The sequence below is a fragment of the Actinoplanes palleronii genome, from assembly GCF_016862315.1.
GTDB lineage: Bacteria > Actinomycetota > Actinomycetes > Mycobacteriales > Micromonosporaceae > Actinoplanes > Actinoplanes palleronii.
Window position 1 is genome coordinate 1 of the sequence record NZ_BOMS01000050.1, and the last position, 16003, is coordinate 16003.

Consider the following 16003-nt stretch of genomic DNA (forward strand, 5'->3'; position numbering starts at 1 on the left):
GGACTCGTGAGGCACCCCTGAGCACCAGCCGGGGGTAGCGCTCAGGCGGGGTCGCGCGGGCAGTTCTGGTAGACCGCGAGGACCCAGCGGCCGTCGCGCTTGACCAGGGTCCACGAGGCGCGGATCGCGTTGCCCGCGTCCAGCTGGTCCTGGCCGGGCGCCAGCACGCCGCCCACGGTGATCAGGGCGACCGCGCCCGGGCCCAGCGGCTTGAGCGCGATCGGCTGACCGGTGACCGTGGTCCCCCGGTAGACGCCCTGGTAGGCGGCCGCCATGAAGTCACGGATCTCGGCCCGGCCGGTGCGGTACACCCCCGGCAGGATCAGCGTGCCGTCCTCGGCGAACAGGTCGGCGAACGCGTCGGCGTCGTGCGCGGCCCAGGCCCGCACCATCCGCGCCGGGATCGCGGCGATCTCCGCCTGCGACTGTGCGGCGGCGTCGGCCGCCTCGGTGGTGATGGTCATTGTCGTCCCGCTTTCACTCAGCGGTCGCGGACTTCCCGGCGACCGGGCGATCGACGTCCATCGTGACGGCGAGCACCCGGCCGGTGCGTCTCCCAACGTGCGGCGGCCACCGGGGCGCAACCGGGAAGATGCGCCGCGCACGGCCGCGGACCGACGATGAGGCTCTACCTGCATACCGGACGAAAGGGGCACTCCGTTGCTCGAGATCGCGGTAGAACTCGACCCGGACCAGGTCATGACCCTCGAAGCCTTCGCCGACACCATCATCCCGGGCGAGCAACGCTGGCCCGGCGACCGGGCGGTGCCGGGCGCCGCGACCGGGGGCGGCGCGGTCACCTCCGGGGCACTGGACCTGCTCGTGTCCGAGGAGGGCGGCATGGCCGGAACCCTCGACACCCTGGCGCTCGGCCTCGACGACCACGCCACCGACTACGCGGAACGCACCGGCCTGACGCTCGATCCGGCGGTGCCGCCGTTCGTGGCCCTGTCGTTCGAGCACCGCACCACGCTGACCGCCGAGCTCACCGCGCGGGACAGCCCCGACCAGGAGCTGTGGGTGGCACTGGCCATGTTCAGCGTGATGGCCTGGGACACCGGCGCGGCCGAGCACACCGTCGACGCGATCGCCGCCGGCCACCCCGGGCTCACCCAGATCGGCTTCGCCCCGCCGGACGCCGACGGACTGTGGCGTTTCCCGGACTTCTCCTACGGGCGGGTCCTGGCCCCGTCACACCCGCACACCACACCCACGGGAGATCCCGCATGAGCGACACCGACAGCACCGACGTCCTGATCATCGGCAGCGGGTTCGGGGGCTCGATCCCGGCGTACCGGCTGGCCGCCGGCGGAGCCCGGGTCGTGGTCCTGGAACGGGGGCCGTGGCTGTCCGGCAAGGACTTCGACCACGACTTCAAGTTCGGCAGCGCCAGCACCCGGGTCTTCGAGTTCACCATGGGCGACGGCATGAACGTGCTGGGCGGCAACTGCGTGGGCGGCGGCAGCGTCGTCTACTTCGCCGCCATGCCCCGGGCGCCCCGGTTCACCTTCGAACGGCACGGCAGCCTGGGCCGGCGGCTGTGGCCCGGTTCGGTCGACCGGTCGGCACTCGACCCCTGGTACGACACCGTCGCGGCGTCGCTGCCGATCAGCCGCAACGACTGGTCGGATGTCACGTACTCCGGTGGGTTGTGGGCCGCGGCGTGCGCGCACGCCGGGCGGACCGCGAACCCGGTGCCGGCCGCGATCGACAAGTCCTCGTGCACCAACTGCAACTGGATGATGTCCGGCTGCCGGTTCGACGCCAAACGGTCACTGCTGCTCAACTACATCCCGTCCGCGGTGGCGGCCGGCGCGCAGATCCGGCCGCTGCACGAGGTGCAGTACATCTCCCGGACCGCCGACGACGGCTACCGGGTGCACTTCAACACCCTCGACGAGGTCGACTACCGGGAGGTCACCGGCAGCGGCACGATCGACGCGCGGATCGTGATCGTGGCGGCCGGCGCCGCGGCCACCCCGGTCATCCTGCAACGCTCCGAGCAGGCGCTGGGCGAGATGCCGGCCGCGGTCGGGCGCTACTTCTCCGGCAACGGCGAACGTCTGAACACCGCGATCGTCAACGAGGACAAGGTACGCGAGGTGCTCGGGCTCAGCCGGCCCGACGGTGTCGCGTACGAGGGGTATCAGATCGGCAAGGGCCCGGTCTGCGCGAGCTGGGACAAGCTGGACGGTGACCTGCCCGAGTTCAGCCGGCACTCGCTGGAGCAGCTGTACTTCCCGCCCGGGTTCGGGTCCATCCTGGCCCAGGTGCCGGACGCGACCGGGCCCAGCTGGTTCGGCGTGCAGAAGAAGGAGATCCTGCGCCGCTGGAAGTCCTGGCTGACGATCTTCATCATGAGCGAGGACGACAACGAGGGGGTGTTCGGCCCGCCCCCGCCGACCGGCAACGGCGAACGCATCGCCCAGCAGATGCTCAGCCGGGGCGCGCTGAGCTACGAGCCGACCGCGAACACGCTCGCCGGGTGGGAGCGGGCCGACGCCGACGTCCGCGACATCCTGGAACGCGACGGGCTGTCCCGGGTGATGCCGTGGACCAACGAGGTGATCGGGGCGTACACGGTGCACCCGCTCGCGTCCTGCCGCATCGGCGACGACCCGCAGACGTCGGCACTGGACGACCGGCACGAGCTGCGCGGGCATCCGGGCATCTTCGTGACCGACGGGTCCGCGGTCCCGGCCGGGCTGACGGTCAATCCGGCGTTCACCATCGCCGCGCTGGCCGAGCGGGCGGTGCCGGGGATCGTCCAGGCGGCGATTGATCGGGGTGTCGGGGTGCGCTACGTGTCCCGGCCGCCGGAGCACGCGACGGTCAGCGCTTCCTCGCCGGTCGGCGCCGGGGCTTGACCACACCGGGCCCGCCATCTCGGTGGCGGGCCCTCGGGGTGCTCAGACCTTCGGCACGTCGAAGTACTGCGGGAACGTCCGGGCCAGGCCCAGGTCACCGCGTGCTTTGAGCCGGCCGCGCAGGAACAGCGTCCACGCTGCGGCGTTCCCGGTGGTCATCCGCAGGAAGTTCGCGACGTCCAGGCGCAGGGTCAGCCGCGCCGGGTCGGGGGTGCCGGGCGAGGTCACGCACTGCCCGCCGGCGATGGTGACCTGGTAGGCGGCGTCCGCGTTGTCGGGCCCGAGCACGTGCCAGTGCACGACGGTGTCGAGCGCACCGGCCCGGTCGGCGCGGAACACCCCGGGCATCCCCTCGAAGATCGAGTTCAGCAGCGACGGCCCGGCGTCGCGCACCAGTTGCTCCAGGTCGGCATCGGAGGCGGCACGCACTTGCAGGGCGAACTCACGGGGTTCGGTCAACGGATCCGCTTGGATGGCCATCGGGGTGCTCCTCGAAATAGGGGGTGGTAGGGGGTCTCCTCGAGCTTCTAGGGGTAGGGGTCCACCAACCAACTTCCAGCGTGCGCAGCAGCGGCGGCCGGCTCAGATGGTCATGTCCTGCCACCGTGGGGTACCGCGGTTGCGGTACCCGCCGCATAGCGGAAACCGCTGGTAACGCGCCTGCGGTAGCCGCGGATGCCGTGCGCGGTTGACGACGTGGGCCGGCGCGGACGGGATTCTGGAGATCGCCCGAGGACGCCCCTCGTGTGGTCCCCGAATCACCTACCGAGGAGTCCTGTCTCGATGGCTGCGTATCTGTCCCGGCTCGGCGCGTTCAGTGCTCGGCATCGGGTTCTCGCTTTTGTCGTCTGGGGGCTGATGCTGGCTGTCGGCGTCGTCGGCACCGTGACCGGCATGACGTTCAGCGAGGGCGGTTTCAGCCTGTCGAGCACCGAGTCCGGGCGGGCCCTGCAAGTCATGCAGGCGAAGTTCCCGGCGACCGCGATCGACGACACCAAGGGCACCCTGCAGCTGGTGCTCACCGCCCCCGCCGGGCAGCAGGTCACCGGCGCGACCAGCAAGAAGATCATCGCCACGGCGATCGAGGGGGTCACCGAGGTCGGGCACGTCGCGGCGGTCAGCGACCCGTTCGCCAAGGATCGATCGTACGTGTCAGCAGACGGCACCACGGCGGTCGCGACCGTGACGCTGACCGGGCTGACCGACGACGTGGACACCGACCCGATCTACGAAAAGGTCCTCGCCGTCGCACAGACCGCCCGGGACGCCGGCCTGAGCGTGGAGGTCGGCGGGTCGATCGGCGACCAGGTGCCCGAGCAGAGCCCGGCCGAGGGCCTCGGTGCCATGATCGCGTTCATCATCCTGATCGTCACGTTCGGCTCGCTGATCGCGGCCGGCGCCAACATGCTCGGCGCCCTGCTCGGGCTCGCCACCGGGCTGCTCGGTGTCTTCGCGCTGTCCGCCTGGCACCCGATCGGCTCGACCACGCCCACCCTGGCCGGCATGATCGGCCTCGCCGTCGGCATCGACTACGGGCTGTTCATCCTGGCCCGGTTCCGCACCGAACTGCGCGAGGGCCGTACCGTCGAGGAAGCCATCGCCCGCTCGATCGGCACCGCCGGCTCCGCGGTCGTGTTCGCCGGCGCCACCGTGATCATCGCGCTGGTCGGCCTGTCGGTGGTCCGGATCCCGTTCATCACCGAGATGGGCATCGCCGCCGCGGTCACCGTCGCCACCACCGTGCTGATGGCCCTCACGTTCCTGCCGGCGCTGATGCGCTCGATGGGCTACCGGGTGCTGTCCCGCCGCGAACGCCGTCTGCTCCGCACCGGTGTCCCGCTGACCGAACAGGCCGCCCGGCGCGGACGGCGTCGCTCGTTCCTCGGCGGCTGGATCCGCGTCGTGATGAAGGCGCCGCTGCCGATCGCGGTGGTCGCGATCGCCGGGCTGCTCCTGCTGGCCATGCCGACGTTCGACCTCAGGACCGCGCTGAGCACCCCCGGCGGCGAGGACCCGGACAGCACCCAGCGGGCCGCGTACATCATGATCGCCGACAAGTTCGGCGCCGGCAGCCAGAGCGCGCTGATCGTCCTGGTCGAGGGCACCGGCGTGGCCGGCAAGCTCAACCAGGTGGCCGGCATGGTCACGGCGGTCGGCGACGTCGCCGCGGTCACCCCGGCCGGGGTCAGCAAGGACGGCACGACCGCGATGCTTCAGGTCGTACCGAAAAGTGGTCCTATCGATGACGCGACCCGTGACCTGGTCCGCGACATCCGCGACCACGCCGCAGACGTCGCCGGGGTGAGCATCGCCGTCACCGGATCCACCGCCGTCGACATCGACACCAACGACATGCTCAGCGACGCACTGATCATCTACCTGATCCTGGTGGTCAGCCTGGCCCTGGTCCTGCTGATCATCCTGTTCCGGTCGCTGCTCGTCCCGCTCGTCGGCACGCTGGGCTTCCTGCTCTCGCTCGGCACCGCGTTCGGCGTCACCGTCAAGGTCTTCCAGGACGGCTGGGCCGACGCGTTGATCCCGGCGCCGTCCGGCAACCCGATCCTGAGCCTGCTACCGATTTTGATCGTCGGCATCCTGTTCGGCCTGGCCATGGACTACCAGGTGTTCCTGGTCTCCCGGATGCACGAGGCACACGCCCGCGGCCTGAGCCCGGCCGACGCGATCGTCGACGGCTTCCAGCGCACCGCGGTGGTCGTGGTCGCCGCCGCGGCCATCATGATCGCGGTGTTCGCCGGCTTCGCCACCGCGGTGTCACCGTTCGTCGCCGCGATCGGGTTCGCCCTGTCGGTCGGCGTACTCGCCGACGCCGTCATCGTCCGCATGATCATCGTCCCGGCGGTGCTGAAACTGCTCGGCAACGCCGCCTGGTGGATGCCCCGCTGGCTCGACCGCCTCCTGCCGACCATCGACGCCGAAGGCCGCACCCTGCGAGCCGCCGACCGGCAAGCGCCGCAGCACACCGACGAGGACGTGCTGACACCCGCCGGAACGCGCTGACCAACTCCAGGATCCGGAACACCGAGCGGTGGTCGCTGACCCAGCGACCACCCGCTCGCCTGCCGGGACACTGGGGTTCGCGGCTGCCCCGGACGCACCGTTACGGAGAATGATCGAGTGACCATCCGCGTGCTGCTCGCCGACGACCAGGCCCTCTTGCGGGCGACGTTTCGCCTGCTGCTCGACTCCGATCCTGGCATCGAGGTGGTCGGTGAGGCGGCCACCGGCGCCGAGGCCGTAACCCGGGCCCGGGAGCTGGCCGCCGACCTGGTGCTGATGGACATCCGGATGCCGGAGATGGACGGCATCGAGGCGACCCGGCTGATCACCGCCGACGCGTCGCTCGCCGGGGTGCGGGTGCTGGTGCTGACCACGTTCGAGACCGATGAGATCGTGGTGGCCGCGCTGCGGGCCGGCGCCAGCGGCTTCCTCGGCAAGGGGGTCAACCCCGACGAGTTGCTGCAGGCCGTCCGGACCGTCGCCGCCGGTGAATCGCTGCTGTCGCCGGCCGCGACCACGGCGCTGATCGGCCGGTTCCTGGCCCAGCCCCCGGCGGCGGCGCCGGAACCGTCGAGCGCCGAACCGGCCTACGCGCGGGCGCTGACCGAGCTGACCGGCCGGGAACGGGAGATCACTGCCCTGGTCGGGGCCGGGCTGTCCAACTACGAGATCGCGGACCGGCTGACGATCAGCGCGGCCACCGCGAAGACCCACGTCAACCGGGCCATGATGAAGACCGCCTCCCGGGACCGGGCGCAGCTGGTGGTGTTCGCCTACGAGACCGGGCTGACCACACCACGCGCGGGCGGACGGTAGCGCTGCGCGGGAGGCTACTCACGGACCGTGATCGCCAAGGCTGGGCAGAGGGCGGCTGCTTCGCGTACCACATCGGTCTGACCGGTATCGGGAGCGGTCGTGAGCAGGACAGCGATCCCGTCCTCGTCCCGTTGGTCGAAGACCTCGGGTGCGGTCATGACGCACTGCCCGGACCCGACGCACTTGTCCTGATCCAGGATGACCCGCACGCCGCTCACCAGGTCACCGGGAGTTCGTAGACGCCGTAGACCGCCCCGTCGTGCTTGAACGGGATGTCCGCCAGCGCGGCCGCCCGGCGCAGGGTCGGGATGCGGCGGTAGAGCGTGCTGTAGACGACCTGCAGTTCCAGGCGGGCCAGCGGCTGGCCGAGGCACTGGTGCACGCCGAACCCGAACGCGACGTGCCGGCGGGCGTCGCGGGTCAGGTCCAGCGTTCCCGGGTCGGTGAACGTGCCGGGGTCGCGGTTGCCGATGTCGTTGGCCAGGATCAGCCCGTCGCCGGCGCGGATGGTGACGCCGGCGATCTCGATGTCGTCGAGGGCCACCCGGCGCCGGCCGGTGTGGGTGATGTTCAGGTAGCGCAGCAGCTCCTCGACGGCGCCGGCCACGAGTTTCGGGTCGTCGCCGTCGCGCAGCAGGGCCAGCTGATCGGGGTGTTCGAGCAGGGCCAGGGTGCCGAGCGCGATCATGTTGGCGGTGGTCTCGTGCCCGGCGACCAGCAGCAGCACGCCGATGCCGGCGGCGTCGGAGCGCTCCAGCTCACCGGCCTGCACCCGGGTGACCAGTTGTGACAGCAGGTCGTCGCCGGGGTCGGCGGTCTTCTGCGCGAGCAGCCGGTCCAGGTAGTCGTGCAGGGCGCGGAACGACGCACCGCGCTGGTCGGCGGGCACACTGCGGCTGATCAGGTTGCGGCTGTGGCCCTGGAACAGGTCATGATCCGCGTACGGGACGCCGAGCAGCGCGCAGATCACCAGTGACGGCACCGGCAGGGCGAACGCCTCGACCAGGTCGACCGGCTTCGGTCCGGCCAGCAGGTCGTCGATCAGATCGTCGACGATCTTCTGTACGGCGGGCCGCAGCGCCTCCACCCGCTTGATCGCGAACGGAGCGGTCACCATGCGGCGCAGCCGGGCGTGCTCCGGGTCGTCCATCAGGATGAAGCCCAGCTTCTGGGCGCCGGTGGGCCGGCCTGGTGCGGGGAACGGATACCCGGGCCGGGTGACGTCGGCGCTGAGCCGCGGGTCGGCCAGCAGACTGCGCTGCTCGGCGTAGCGGGTCACCAGCCAGGGTGTGGACCCGTCCCACAGCCGGACCCGGCTCAGCGGGGCCTCGTCCTGGAGCCGGTGCAGCTCAGGGGGCGGATCGAACGGACAGCCGGCCGCCCGTGCCATCGGGAAAGCGGGAACGGTATCGCTGGTCACTGGGCGGAACCTCCTCGATACAGCCGCGCTGAGGCCTTCGAGCGGATTGGTGCCGTTCCGACCCAGTCAACGCCCGCTCGACCGATTAAGTCAAGCACTTGATTTAACGGCGTGGTCCGCCCGGCCCGACCCGGCGGAGGGATCATTGCCGGGTGCCGCCTCGTGTTCTCATTGCCGACGACGACCGTGCGATCAGGGAGTCCCTGGCCCGCGCCCTGGAGCTGGAGCGCTACGCCGTGACGACCGCCGCCGACGGTACGCAGGCGCTGGCCTGTGCCCGGCGGGAGTCGTTCGACGTGCTGCTCTTCGACGTGATGATGCCCGGCCTCGACGGTCTCGCGGTGTGCCGCAGGCTGCGCGCGGCCGGCGACCGTACGCCGGTGCTGATGCTCACCGCGCGGGTGGAGACGCCGGACCGGGTCGCCGGCCTGGACGCCGGCGCCGACGACTACCTGCCCAAACCGTTCGAGCCGGCCGAGCTGTTCGCCCGGCTGCGGGCGCTGCTGCGCCGCGCGGCGCCGGACCCCGAGCGGCCGGCCGAGCTGCGGCTCGCGGACCTGCGCATCGACGTCGCGGCCCGGCGCAGCTGGTGGGGCGGCGTGGAGCTGCAGTTGTCGAAGACCGAGTTCGACCTGCTGGAGCTGCTGGTGCGCCACGAGGGCGTGGTGCTGGACCAGTTGACGATCTACCAGCGGATCTGGGGTTACGACTTCGGCCCGGACTCGAAGAACCTGGCCGTCTACGTCGGCTATCTGCGGCGCAAACTCAGCGCGACCGGCGCACCCGCCCTGATCCACACCGTGCGTGGCCTCGGGTACGCGGTGCGGCAGCCGTGAGCCTGCGTACAACATTTGCCCTGACCTTCGCCGTGATCAGCACCCTGGCGGCCGCACTGGTCGGCACGCTCGGTTACGGCGCCGCGTCGCACCGGCTGAGCGAGGAGATCGACAGGTCGCTGAGCACGGTCACGGTGGCCCTGGCCGGCTATCAGGGCGCGCCACCGCCGGACACCGCACGGCCCGCACCGGGCACCGGCGCCTGCCACCCCGAACCGGCGTGCGGGCAGGACGTGCACGTCGTCGCGCAACGGGTCGCCCCGGACGGCACGGTCACCCCGCTGGTCGGCGGGCCGAGCTCGCTGCCGGTGTCCGACGCCGTCCGCGCCCTGGCCGCCACCGGCACACCCTGGCAGACCGCGACCACCGAGGTCGTGGTCGGCGGGCGCGCCTACCGCCAGCGGACCACCGTGCTCCCCGGCGGGCGCGGCGCGGTGCAGGTCGCCGCGCCGGTTGAGCTGACCCGGCGGGTGATGGGCGGGATGGCCAACCAGTTCATCGTGATCAGCGGGGTGGTGCTGCTCGTCGCGGCCGCCGCGGGCTGGCTGATCGCGCGCCGGATCACCCGGCGGCTGGTGCGGCTCGCCGGGGTCGCCGAGCAGGTCAGCGCGGCCGGCCGGGTCGATCGTGCGGTGCCGGTGGACGGCCGGGACGAGGTCGGCCGGCTCGCGGCGGCGTTCAACACGATGCTCGGCCGGATCGCCGGCGCGCGCGAGGCGCAGGAGCGGCTGGTGCAGGACGCCGCGCACGAGCTGCGCACGCCGCTGACCAGCCTGCGTACCAACGCGAGCGTGCTGCGCCGGATCGCCGAGCTGAGCCCGGACAACCGGGACCGGCTGGTCGACGACATCGAGGGTGAGACCCGCGAGCTCAGCCACCTGATCGACGAACTCGTCGAGCTGGCGCTCTCCGCGCACCAGGACGAGGCCGACGAACCGGTGGCGCTCGCCGCGGTCACCGGGCGCGCCGCGCAGCGGGTGCAGCGCCGCACCGGCCGGCCGGTGCGGGTCGACACCGACGACACCGTTGTGCTCGGCGGCCGGCAGGCGCTCGAGCGGGCGGTGGGCAACCTGCTGGAGAACGCCGCCAAGTTCGACCCGGACGGAGCCGACCCGATCGAGGTACGCGCGCGTCAGGACACCATCACCGTCGCCGACCGCGGGCCGGGCATCGACGCGGCCGACGCCACTCGGGTGTTCGACCGGTTCTACCGGGCGGACACCGCCCGCGGCCTGCCCGGATCGGGGCTCGGCCTGGCCATCGTCCGCGACGTCGCGGACGCGCACGGCGGGGCGGTGTTCGCGCGGACCCGGCCCGGCGGCGGCGCCGAGGTCGGCTTCAGCGTGGACCGGTCCCGGCTGCTGCCCGGTCTCACCCCGGAGTGACGGCCTGCCGGGGCATCCGAGCGGAACCGGGCACCGCCCAGGCCACACCGGCCACGACCGCCAGGGCCGCGGCGACCAGGAACGGATGGGCGACCAGCCCGTCGGTCACCCGGTTCAACGGGTTCTCGCTGATCAGGGTGGTGCGCTCGGCCAGCCAGGCGGTGGCCAGCACGACACCGGCACCGGCGATCCCGATCCGGACCGCCGGGTAGATCCGGGTCCGGCTCAGCACCAGCAGCGACGGCATCAGCAGGGCCACCACCGCGAGCTGGGTCACCTCGATGCCGAGGTTGAAGCCGAGCAGATCGGCGACCAGCGAGCCCCGGCCGAGCCCGAGATCGCCGATCAGCGCGGCGAACGCCAGGCCGTGCATCAGGCCGAACCCGGCCGCGATCCAGGCCTCCCCGCCCGGCACCAGCGGCCGGATCGCGTGCACCGCGGAGACCAGGATCGAGACCGCGATCAGGCTCTCCACCACCCGGGTCGGCACCGACACGAGACCCAGCGCGCCGAGCGCCAGCGTGATCGAGTGACCGATAGCGAACGCGGTGACCACGTGCACCACCCGCACCACGCTGCGCCGCAGGTCACCGCCGCGCACCCAGCGACGCCGGCCGGCCACCAGCGGCGCCGGCACCAACAACATGATCAGGAAGAGCAGGTGGTCGGCGCCCTCCGCGATGTGCTGCACGCCGAGCCGCACCGAGGCGAGGAACCCGTCCTCGGCGGTCGCCCCGATCGCCGGCACGGTAACGGTGTGGCCGGTCCAGTCGAGCACGCCCAGGCTGGTGTAGTCGGTGGCGCCGGGCTGCCGCACCGCGACGAACACCTGGTGGCTGACGATCTGGTGCAGGATCGCGTCGTAGTCGAGGGTGAAGTCGCCGACCTGCCCGTCCGGCGGGGTCAGCGTCAGGTCGAAGACCAGGTGATCGACGGCGTCGACCTGCTCCACCCGGCCGCCGGTCAGCGCGACCGCCCACGCGCCGGCCGCACCCGAGGCCGCGGTGTGCCCCGCCACGTACCGGCGCAGCTCGTCGAGCTTCGCCGGCTGCAGCGCGGTGGTCGCGGTGAGCGGTTCGTCCAGGGCCACTTCGAGACGGTCGAGAGGCAGTTGGATCCGTCCGGCCACGCTGCGCGGGCCGGGATCGAGGAGGATGGCGGTGGTGCTGAGCGGGTGGGCTGCGGCGCCGCTGGTCCCCAGCACCGAGATGATCGCGTACGCCATGACGACGCACGCGATCAGGCGACCGAGTCTCACGAGGGTTTGGTGCTGCCGTAGTCGTTGGTCTTGTCCCGGTAGACCGAGTGATAGTGGATGTCCGGTGTGCTCATGCTCCGGGTGTTGATGAACTCGATCCACACGCTCGGGCCGTCGATCCGGATGTAGCTGCTCTCGTCGCTCGGCCCGGTGTTGTTGGCCCAGGAGATCTTCGTCGAGTCCAGCTCCGACTCGTACTTGGCCAGTGACTTCTGCGCGGCGGCGCCGTTCAGGTCACCGACGTAGGCGGTGATCGCGGTGAGGACCGCCTTCTTCTGCGCGGCGCCGAGCCCGGAGACGGCCAGCCCCTCGGCCGCCGGGAACGTGCCGTCGTCGTGGGTCGGCCCCATCAGCAGGTCGTCGTACGTGCCGGAGGTGAGCTTCGCGGCGGTCTTCTGCTCGGCGGTGAGCGCCGCGACCATCGCGAACATCCCGGTCGACTCGTCCTTCACCGGTGCCACGGTCGCCCCGTCGACGGTGAACGAGGTCGGCTCGGAACCGACGAACTGCGGGGTCTGGCTGACCTTGTCGCCGTTGTAGGTCAGGTTGCGGGCCAGGTGATGCCCGCCGAACTGCACCATGAACGGGTCGGTCGCCGACGGCGCGCCGTAGACGGCGACGTAGTAGTCCTTGAGCGCGCCGAACCCGTCCGCGCCCTGCCCGCCGAGGCTGTTCAGGTAGTCGTCGGACTTCTGGATGTTCAGCACCTGCTGGTATCCGGTGTCGCTGAGCGCCACCTTCAGCATCGCCATGGCGGCCTGCTGCTGCGCCGTGGTCAGGGCGGCGAGCGCGACCCCTTCCCGGGCCACCGTGGTGGTCGGAAAGTTCGACCAGGTCTGCCGCTTCTGGTTCTCCGAGAAGTCGAACTGCACCTTGGCCAGCGTGGTGGCGTCGAGCGTGGCGAGGAACGCTGTCGTCGCGGCGGCGACCTCCGCGGTGTTCGCACCGCCCGGGCTGTCCCCGTTCGTATTGAGGTTCACCGCGGTGAACGTCTGCATGCTCCCGCCGCCGGGCCCGCCCCCGCCGCCGGGGCCGCCGCGACCCCCGGGTCCCGCCGCGGAGCTGGCCGACGCCGCCGGCCCGGCCGCATCGTTCCCGCCGCTGTCACAGCCACCCACGACCACGAGAACTGTCGCCAGAACCGCGCTGGAGATCACTTTAGACCGCATGAACCAATGAGCCTTCCTGGTCATTACCCGAGCATCCCGCCCGCGCCATTCCGGCCCAGTATTGCCGAATCAATCGTACGAAAAACGGTTTGTCTGCCTTTTCTTACCGGCTTCTTACCAGCGTTGTGAACAGCTTTATACATAGCGTCCACCCGCCCCTGCCACAGCCCGATCACAGCTTCTGCCGCGGGGCTGATTACAGTGCGCGTCCATGGGACACGTCTTGGCCCGCCTCGCCGGTTATGGCGTGGTGCTGGTGCCGTACGGGCAGTACACGTTCGCGCGGTCGGACGCGGCGCCCCATGCCGTGCTGGTGACGAACTGGCGGGAGGACGGCCCGGCGACGGCGCTCGTCGACCCGGCGGACCCGCAGTCCGCGCCCGGGATCGTCGACGTGGCGCCCGGCCCGGACCAGCCGTTCTGGTCCATCCAGACCGGCGTCTTCGAGGTGGCGTGGCCGTCCGGCTTCACCGTCGAGTCGACCTTCGTGCCTTACGGCCTGGCCGGCAAGCACGACTCGTCGATCTCCGTGCAGGGACCGGCCCGCGTCCCCGACCCGGACGTGCTGATCGGCGTCGGCCAGACAGTAACCGACCGCCGCACGATGGGTGACGGCGTGCAGGTGATCGAGGTGACCTACGAGCACGAGGGCGACCCGTGGTGGCAGGCGCACTACCTGCTGCCGCGCCAGGAGGGCCGGGTGCTGGTGTTCACCGCGCAGTCCCGCGAGCCGGGCATCGCCGCCGCTCGCGAGGGCCTGGAGTGGATGCTGGCCCTGGACTGACCGGCCTTCCCACCCGCGTCATCCCCGCCGGGGGTCGTCCAGCAACCCGGCGCGCTGGGCGAGCATGGCGGCCTGGACCCGGTTGTCGCACTGGAGTTTGGCGAACACCCGGTACAGGTGGGTCTTGACGGTGCCTTCGGAGACGAACAGCTGCCGGCCGATCTCGGCGTTGGACAGGCCCTGCGCCAGCAGCACCAGGACCTCGGTCTCCCGGTCGCTGAGCAGTCCGACCTTGGCCAGATCCTCCTCCGGTCGCGCGGTCGCCACGGGGAGCCGGTCGAGAACCTGCCGGGTGACTTTCGGCGACAGGTAGGCGTTGCCGGCCGCGGCGGCGCGGACCGCGTACGCGAGTTCGTCGCCGGCTGATTCCTTGAGCAGGAAACCTGCCGCGCCGGCGTCGAGGGCCCGGGCGACGTACGCGTCCTCGCCGAAGGTCGTCAGCACCAGGACCCGTACCGCGGGTGTCAGCCGGCGGATCTCCTGGAGGGCGGCGAGGCCGTCCATGACCGGCATCTGGATGTCGAGCAACGCCACGTCCGGCCGGTGCCGCAGGACCAGGTCCACTGCGGCCCGGCCGTCGGCGGCCTGCGCGATCAGTTCGATGTCGGTGGCCGGGCGCAGCACCGCCTCGATCGCGGTCCGGATCAGTGCCTCGTCGTCGGCCAGCACGACCCGCAGGGTCTCGCTCATGGTGTCGTCTTCCGCTGTCGTCGGTTCATCGGGGCAGGTCAGTCGAAGCTCTGTTTGTCGACGAGAACGCCGTCGCGGAAGCAGAACCGGTAGTACAGGTTGCCGGTGTCGGTGGCGAGCTGGTCGAGCAGCGACGCCTGATAGTCGACGCAGGTGGCGCCGGGCACCGACCGGCCGCCGTCCGCGTCGGTGACCCCGGCGTCCGGGTCCGGCAGCAGCGCGCGGACCTCGCGTTCCGGCTGCCCGACGCGGGCGGCGTCGTAGACCTTCCGGTCGACTTCGACGAACGTCGTGGTGACCCAGACACCGGCCGCGCACAGCACCAGGGAACCGGCGATGGACAGCGTGGTGGCGATGAGGGCGAACCGGGATCGGCGGCGGTCGCGGTCCATCACCGTCGCGAAGTCGGCGCCGGCCGCGACGTCCGGCAGCCGGCGCTGGTCCGCGACCGGTGGTGCCGGGTTCTCGCTGAGGTAGGGCAGCGTGGCCGCCAGCCGGAACCCGCCGTCCGGGGTCGCCCCGGTGTAGAGCATCCCGCCGGCGACCCGGACCCGTTCGGCCAGCCCCAGCAACCCCTGCCCGGAGGTGGGATGTGTCGTCCGGTGCCCGGCGGTGTTCGTCACCCCGGCGACCAGGGCGTCCTCGTCGTAGCGCAGCAGCAGCACGATCCGGCTGCCCTGTGCGTGCCGCAGCGCGTTGGTCAGACCCTCCTGGATCACCCGGTACGCCGCGTGTTCGGTGAGCGCCGCCAGTGGCCGGGGCTCGCCGTCGCGCTCCACGCTCACCTGCGCCCCGGTCGCACGGGCCTGCCCGGCCACCTCGTCGAGGCCGATCAGCGGTCGTACCGAGGACTGCGTGTCGTCCTGCCCGAGCAGGCCGAGGATCTGCCGCAGCTCGGTCATCGCCCCGGACGCCGTCTGCCGGACCAGCTCGGCGGTCTCCGCACGCTCGTCGTCACCGGCCGGGCGCAGCATCCCGGCGTACAACGAGATCAGGGTCAGTTTGTGTCCCAGCGAGTCGTGCAGGTCCCGGGCGATCCGGGTCCGCTCCCGGGCCTGCGCCTGCCGGGCGACCTCGGCCTGCTCCCGGTGCAGCTGCAGGTTGCGCCGGTGCATGGCTCCCAGCAGGACCCGCCGCCGGCGCACCACCCGGGCCACACCGGCCGGGAGCACCGCCAGCACGGCGAACCAGCCGGTGAACACCACACCCCACGCCAGGTCGAGCGACTGCTCGCCGAGCACGGCGCCCAGGTAGCAGAGCCACGCCGCGAGCAGGGCCGCCGCCACCTGCCACCACCGGGCGACGCGGTAGGCCAGCGACGCGCTCAGCACCACCAGCAACACGTCGTGCTGCCCACCGGTGGCCAGGCCGACGAGGGCCGCGGCGACGTAGGCGACCAGCGGGTACGTCAGCCGCAGCACCATGATGACCGGTGTGGACAGCCCGACGAGCCACGGCGCCAGCGGGAACCGGTCGGCAGCGACCGCCGTGACCGTGACCACGACGGTCACCAGCACCGTCAGGCAGATCTCGTAGGTCAGCCGCCACGCCCCGGCCCGGCCGATCACTTCGCGCCAGCGGGCCGGCCATCGCACGGTCATCGGATTCCTTCCGTGGATACTCCGGCCTTCAGGCCGGAGAGGAAACGGAACGCCTGCGGAGCGGGGCAGGGAAAGCCGATCTGCCGTCGAGGCGGATAGGCGTCCAGTCGCTGCGGGCCGCCGGAAGATCCACTACCTGGGTTGATAGATTTTCTACTA

At 71.6% G+C, this 16003-nt stretch carries 15 protein-coding genes; 7 read left to right on the top strand and 8 right to left on the bottom strand.

What is annotated here, in order from left to right:
• Window positions 1-41: 41 nt before the first annotated feature.
• Window positions 42-464: an SgcJ/EcaC family oxidoreductase gene (locus Apa02nite_RS18455; RefSeq protein WP_203826102.1), complete on the bottom strand. Its 423-nt coding sequence runs from the start codon at window positions 462-464 to the stop codon at window positions 42-44.
• Window positions 465-699: 235 nt separating this feature from the next.
• Between Apa02nite_RS18455 and Apa02nite_RS18460 the strand changes: the two genes are divergently transcribed.
• Complete coding sequence (locus tag Apa02nite_RS18460; RefSeq protein WP_067685402.1) at window positions 700-1230, top strand: DUF5987 family protein; 531 nt, start codon at window positions 700-702, stop codon at window positions 1228-1230.
• Window positions 1227-2867 carry a GMC family oxidoreductase N-terminal domain-containing protein gene (locus tag Apa02nite_RS18465; RefSeq protein WP_203826103.1) on the top strand — a complete coding sequence of 547 codons (1641 nt, stop codon included), beginning with the start codon at window positions 1227-1229 and terminating at the stop codon, window positions 2865-2867. The genes Apa02nite_RS18460 and Apa02nite_RS18465 overlap by 4 nt, the downstream gene beginning before the upstream one ends.
• Window positions 2868-2909: 42 nt before the next feature.
• Here the strand turns inward: Apa02nite_RS18465 and Apa02nite_RS18470 are convergent, their stop codons facing one another.
• A complete protein-coding gene (locus Apa02nite_RS18470) occupies window positions 2910-3347 on the bottom strand; it encodes an SCP2 sterol-binding domain-containing protein (RefSeq protein WP_203826104.1) in 438 nt (145 codons plus the stop codon).
• A 303-nt stretch (window positions 3348-3650) separates the two neighbouring features.
• Here Apa02nite_RS18470 and Apa02nite_RS18475 point away from each other — a divergent pair, with 303 nt between their 5' ends.
• Complete coding sequence (locus Apa02nite_RS18475; RefSeq protein WP_203826105.1) at window positions 3651-5885, top strand: MMPL family transporter; 2235 nt, start codon at window positions 3651-3653, stop codon at window positions 5883-5885.
• 117 nt (window positions 5886-6002) lie between these two features.
• Window positions 6003-6701: a response regulator transcription factor gene (locus tag Apa02nite_RS18480; protein WP_203826106.1), complete on the top strand. Its 699-nt coding sequence runs from the start codon at window positions 6003-6005 to the stop codon at window positions 6699-6701.
• Window positions 6702-6715: 14 nt separating this feature from the next.
• Here Apa02nite_RS18480 and Apa02nite_RS18485 read toward each other — a convergent pair whose 3' ends face one another.
• Together Apa02nite_RS18485 and Apa02nite_RS18490 are read right to left on the bottom strand one after the other, a co-directional pair.
• Window positions 6716-6910 carry a ferredoxin gene (locus Apa02nite_RS18485; protein WP_203826107.1) on the bottom strand — a complete coding sequence of 65 codons (195 nt, stop codon included), beginning with the start codon at window positions 6908-6910 and terminating at the stop codon, window positions 6716-6718.
• Between the two features lie 5 nt (window positions 6911-6915).
• A complete protein-coding gene (locus Apa02nite_RS18490) occupies window positions 6916-8121 on the bottom strand; it encodes a cytochrome P450 (protein ID WP_239164391.1) in 1206 nt (401 codons plus the stop codon).
• Between the two features lie 152 nt (window positions 8122-8273).
• Between Apa02nite_RS18490 and Apa02nite_RS18495 the strand changes: the two genes are divergently transcribed.
• Both Apa02nite_RS18495 and Apa02nite_RS18500 read left to right on the top strand, forming a co-directional pair.
• Complete coding sequence (locus Apa02nite_RS18495) at window positions 8274-8957, top strand: response regulator transcription factor (protein ID WP_203826108.1); 684 nt, start codon at window positions 8274-8276, stop codon at window positions 8955-8957.
• A complete protein-coding gene (locus Apa02nite_RS18500; RefSeq protein ID WP_203826109.1) occupies window positions 8954-10342 on the top strand; it encodes a sensor histidine kinase in 1389 nt (462 codons plus the stop codon). The genes Apa02nite_RS18495 and Apa02nite_RS18500 overlap by 4 nt, the downstream gene beginning before the upstream one ends.
• Here the strand turns inward: Apa02nite_RS18500 and Apa02nite_RS18505 are convergent.
• Both Apa02nite_RS18505 and Apa02nite_RS18510 read right to left on the bottom strand, forming a co-directional pair.
• A complete protein-coding gene (locus Apa02nite_RS18505; protein ID WP_203826110.1) occupies window positions 10329-11600 on the bottom strand; it encodes a HupE/UreJ family protein in 1272 nt (423 codons plus the stop codon). The genes Apa02nite_RS18500 and Apa02nite_RS18505 overlap by 14 nt on opposite strands.
• Window positions 11597-12598 (bottom strand): DUF3500 domain-containing protein, encoded by a 1002-nt coding sequence (locus Apa02nite_RS18510; RefSeq protein ID WP_203826111.1) that lies wholly within the window; start codon window positions 12596-12598, stop codon window positions 11597-11599. The genes Apa02nite_RS18505 and Apa02nite_RS18510 overlap by 4 nt, the downstream gene beginning before the upstream one ends.
• A gap of 382 nt (window positions 12599-12980) precedes the next feature.
• Here Apa02nite_RS18510 and Apa02nite_RS18515 point away from each other — a divergent pair, with 382 nt between their 5' ends.
• Window positions 12981-13553, top strand: a complete 573-nt coding sequence (locus Apa02nite_RS18515; RefSeq protein ID WP_203826112.1) for a hypothetical protein — start codon at window positions 12981-12983, stop codon at window positions 13551-13553.
• A gap of 18 nt (window positions 13554-13571) precedes the next feature.
• Here Apa02nite_RS18515 and Apa02nite_RS18520 read toward each other — a convergent pair whose 3' ends face one another.
• Both Apa02nite_RS18520 and Apa02nite_RS18525 read right to left on the bottom strand, forming a co-directional pair.
• Window positions 13572-14243 (bottom strand): response regulator transcription factor, encoded by a 672-nt coding sequence (locus Apa02nite_RS18520; protein ID WP_203826113.1) that lies wholly within the window; start codon window positions 14241-14243, stop codon window positions 13572-13574.
• A 38-nt stretch (window positions 14244-14281) separates the two neighbouring features.
• Entirely contained in the window at window positions 14282-15844 is a 1563-nt protein-coding gene (locus Apa02nite_RS18525; protein ID WP_203826114.1) for a sensor histidine kinase, read from the bottom strand.
• Window positions 15845-16003: the final 159 nt, after the last annotated feature.

Excerpts from the sequence above, each read along its gene's own strand:
- Apa02nite_RS18455 (WP_203826102.1), bottom strand. The coding sequence starts at position 464 with ATGACCATCACCACCGAGGCGGCCGACGCCGCCGCACAGTCGCAGGCG.
- Apa02nite_RS18460 (WP_067685402.1), top strand. The coding sequence starts at position 700 with ATGACCCTCGAAGCCTTCGCCGACACCATCATCCCGGGCGAGCAACGC.
- Apa02nite_RS18465 (WP_203826103.1), top strand. The coding sequence starts at position 1,227 with ATGAGCGACACCGACAGCACCGACGTCCTGATCATCGGCAGCGGGTTC.
- Apa02nite_RS18470 (WP_203826104.1), bottom strand. The coding sequence starts at position 3,347 with ATGGCCATCCAAGCGGATCCGTTGACCGAACCCCGTGAGTTCGCCCTG.
- Apa02nite_RS18475 (WP_203826105.1), top strand. The coding sequence starts at position 3,651 with ATGGCTGCGTATCTGTCCCGGCTCGGCGCGTTCAGTGCTCGGCATCGG.
- Apa02nite_RS18510 (WP_203826111.1), bottom strand. The coding sequence starts at position 12,598 with ATGCAGACGTTCACCGCGGTGAACCTCAATACGAACGGGGACAGCCCG.
- Apa02nite_RS18515 (WP_203826112.1), top strand. The coding sequence starts at position 12,981 with ATGGGACACGTCTTGGCCCGCCTCGCCGGTTATGGCGTGGTGCTGGTG.
- Apa02nite_RS18520 (WP_203826113.1), bottom strand. The coding sequence starts at position 14,243 with ATGAGCGAGACCCTGCGGGTCGTGCTGGCCGACGACGAGGCACTGATC.
- Apa02nite_RS18525 (WP_203826114.1), bottom strand. The coding sequence starts at position 15,844 with ATGACCGTGCGATGGCCGGCCCGCTGGCGCGAAGTGATCGGCCGGGCC.